Below are 3,162 nucleotides of genomic sequence, written 5' to 3'. Positions count from 1 at the left end.
CATCATTATTGCCGTGGTCTCGGTGATCGCGTTTATCGCGTGGTTCTGGATGCGGCGGGCGGAGAAGCGGCGGTTGCGGCCTCGGTAGGTTTGGGCTCCTATCCGTTTGGTTGTGGGGGCGGGCTGGGAGGTGGGGAAGGATTTTCTTCTGGAAAAAACAACTCGCTTCGCTCAGACATCTTTTTTCCTGCCAGAAAATCCTTCCCCACCTCCCGCCGGCGTTACTGCGTTCGCCTAGGTTGCTTACCTGCGGGATAGGTTCTGCAGGTTAAGCACCCCCCCTCTGATTTGAGGATGTGAGTCAGACCGTTGCATTTCACCATCGGGTCATCACAGTTCACCACGATGTCAGAACGGGCGATGACATAGGCCTTACCGGTTATGTTGTTTTTGACCACCTGATATTCCCCTTCCTGTTCGACCGCCGTGAACTGCCCAATAAACCCGGTTTCCCGCAGGGAGATGGTTTCCAACTTGTCGCCGGGTTTGATTCGGCCTTCGTGGTTCATGAGTGCCAGTCTTGCCGAGGTGCCGGTGCCGGTGGTGCTTCGGCAGATGACGCCGGGGTGCACGTAGGTGGCTGAGCGGGAGCGGTAGTAGCCTTCGGCCACTTGTTCTACCGGGCCCATGAAGTGCAGGAACGGCAGTGGGCCTACGTCGCCCAGAGTGTAATGGGAAAAGCCCCGTTCGGCCTGGATGGCTTCGACAATGGCATGGGCGGTTTCCGCTAACCGGCGTTCTTCATCCAGGGTCAGGTCGAAGCCCAATGATCTAGCATCTACCAGGGCGTAAAAGCCGCCACTGTAGGCCACGCTGTAGTTGACCTTGCCGATGCCGGGCACGCTGATACTGGCGTTATGGGTGTGAATATAGCTGGGCAGGCCTTCGCAGGTGATGGCTTCCACCACGCCGTCATGCACGGTGGCCTCAATGCTCACCAGGCCGGCGGGGGATTCCAGTTTGAAGTGTTGTTTGCCTTCCTGTTTGCGGACGATACCGGCTTCCAGAACCGCCGTTGCCGTGCAGATGGTGTTAGAGCCGGAGTAGATGGGGTAGCCCATGACTTCCATGATGATATATCCGGCGGCGGCTTCCGGATGAGTGGCGGGCACCAGCAGGTCGACAGACATTTCGGGGATGCCATAGGGTTCTTCCAACAGCAGCCGGCGCAGGCCGTCGGCATCATCCCGCAGATACTCCATCTGGGCTCGCACGGTATCGCCGGGCAGAGCGGTGATGCCACCGGTCACAATACGGCTGACATCGCCGCCGGCGTGGGTATCCATCAACTGAATAGTGAGTTCCGGTTTCATCCGCCTACCTCCAGCGCAAAAGGTTGGCCGTGTACCTGCCATTGGGCATCCGGCACGATGACGATCTTGCCCAGATAATTACCGCCCCGGTTTACGAAGTATTCCTCGGCCCGGTGCAGGTCCGACAGTTTGAAGGCGCCGTGCAGCACGGGTTTTAGATGGCCGTCGCGAATCCAGGTCATCAGCTGGTTTGCTTCTTCACGGGTGCCGTGGGAGACCCCGAAAATCTGCACCTGATACAGGTAGATTCGGGTCCAGAGAATCTCGCTGATATTGCCGCCGCTGGCCCCGGCAATGCTCAGGCGCGGGTAGGTACTGCGGGCGTTCATGTCGAAGATCATGGCGTCGATGAATATGTCCGTCATTTCGCCGCCCACCAAATCCATCACCGCATCCAGGGGTTTGCCGCCGGTTTCTTTCTTCACCCGGTCTACAAAGGTACTCATGTCGCTGCGATCCAACACCGCTTCGGCGCCCAGATCGAGCAGGGTTTGGGCCTTGTCTTTCTGGCTCAATGCGTAAGGGACAGCGCCGATGATCCGGCAAAGCTGGATCAGTGCGGTGCCCACGCCGCCGCTGGCACCGGTCACCAGCACCCGCTCACCCGCCTGCACGTTGGCGGAGGTGAGCATGTGGTAGGCGGTCTGGTAGGAACACATGCCCATGGCCGCCAGTTCGGCATCGGCAAGATCCGGGTTTGGGATATGGTGAAACTGATCGGACGGCAGGGCCACGTATTCGGCGTAACCGCCATCGGCGCCATGGCCGTAGTAGTCCGGAGTCAGGTTGATATCGGTGCGGTCGTTCGCGTAGATGTTAAAGTCCAGGAGGCCCCGCTCTCCGATACGGGTTCCACTGACGCCCTCGCCCACCGCCACCACTCTGCCGGCGATGTCGGCGCCCTGAATACGCGGGAACGTCAACGTGGGCTTGCCCCCCATCTGGAACGACGTCATCTCGCCTTTTTTCGTGGGGTAAAGTCCTTCCCGGGCTTTGCGATCGGTGTTGTTCTTGGCGGTGGCGGTTACCTGCACCAGTACCTGACCGGCAGCCGGTTTGGGCACTGATATGTCCTGGTATTCGAGTTTGTCGATGCCGCCATGGCCGGTGAGGACCATGGCTTTCATGGAAGCCGGGATCTCGGACATTGGCTCCTCCCTGTTCTGGTGGTTTCAGTGATCTTCAGAGCATAGGAGACATCTGGGGTTGTGTCAGGGGGCGTTGGTTATCGAGCTATGACTTTGTAAACTGGACGCAACCGGGGTATTTGTTTGAGGACGACCTGAATGACCGTCATCAGCGGCACCGCCAGCAGAACACCGACCGGGCCCCAGAGCCAGCCCCAGAAGAAGATGGATACGAAGATGATGACCGGGTTGATGGCCATGCGAAAGCCGTGAATCCAGGGTTCCAGGAAGAAACCAACAATGGTGGTCAGCAGGATAAAACTCAGCGGCGCGATGGCCATCATCCAAAGGGTATCCAGGGTAATGGCGGAAACCACCGCCAGCAGTGCAATCGTGAGCATATTACCGAGATAGGGTATAAACCGGGCGAGGCCAGCGATCAGCCCCCACATCGCCGGGTCTGGCAAACCGATGGCCCAACAGATGAGTCCGGTAAGCACACCAACGGATAGGTTACTCAACCCCAACACGGCGAGATACTGGGCAATCTGTTGCTGGGAATCGTGGGTGATTCTCAGAACCGTCTTGCGCTGCGGTCTTGGTACTAATTCGAAATAAAGTAAGCGAACATTACCCGGAGATATAAGCCAAATCCGGATGGCCAAAAAACGATTTCAATAGTCGTGGCAATTTTTGCAAACGTCGAAGCTGCCGGTAAACAG

Annotated in this window: 3 protein-coding genes; all 3 read right to left on the bottom strand. The window is 58.0% G+C overall.

The window, feature by feature from the left end; translation table 11 throughout:
- Nucleotides 1–221: 221 nt before the first annotated feature.
- The gene (locus tag J122_RS17950) at nt 222–1,313 is read right to left on the bottom strand and encodes a proline racemase family protein (RefSeq protein ID WP_061333488.1); all 1,092 of its coding nucleotides are present in this window, start codon (nt 1,311–1,313) and stop codon (nt 222–224) included.
- The gene (locus tag J122_RS17945; RefSeq protein ID WP_061333487.1) at nt 1,310–2,461 is read right to left on the bottom strand and encodes an alcohol dehydrogenase catalytic domain-containing protein; all 1,152 of its coding nucleotides are present in this window, start codon (nt 2,459–2,461) and stop codon (nt 1,310–1,312) included. Before J122_RS17945 ends, J122_RS17950 begins: the two co-directional genes overlap by 4 nt.
- A gap of 77 nt (nt 2,462–2,538) precedes the next feature.
- Nucleotides 2,539–3,105, bottom strand: a complete 567-nt coding sequence (locus J122_RS17940) for an AI-2E family transporter (RefSeq protein ID WP_227510281.1) — start codon at nt 3,103–3,105, stop codon at nt 2,539–2,541.
- Nucleotides 3,106–3,162: the final 57 nt, after the last annotated feature.

Source organism: Marinobacter excellens LAMA 842, assembly GCF_001574445.1.
Taxonomy (GTDB): Bacteria; Pseudomonadota; Gammaproteobacteria; order Pseudomonadales; family Oleiphilaceae; genus Marinobacter; species Marinobacter shengliensis.
The sequence above is the reverse complement of the archived record's forward strand: the minus strand, read 5'-3'. Positions and strand labels throughout refer to the sequence as shown.

Excerpts from the sequence above, each read along its gene's own strand:
- J122_RS17950 (WP_061333488.1), bottom strand. The coding sequence starts at position 1,313 with ATGAAACCGGAACTCACTATTCAGTTGATGGATACCCACGCCGGCGGC.
- J122_RS17945 (WP_061333487.1), bottom strand. The coding sequence starts at position 2,461 with ATGTCCGAGATCCCGGCTTCCATGAAAGCCATGGTCCTCACCGGCCAT.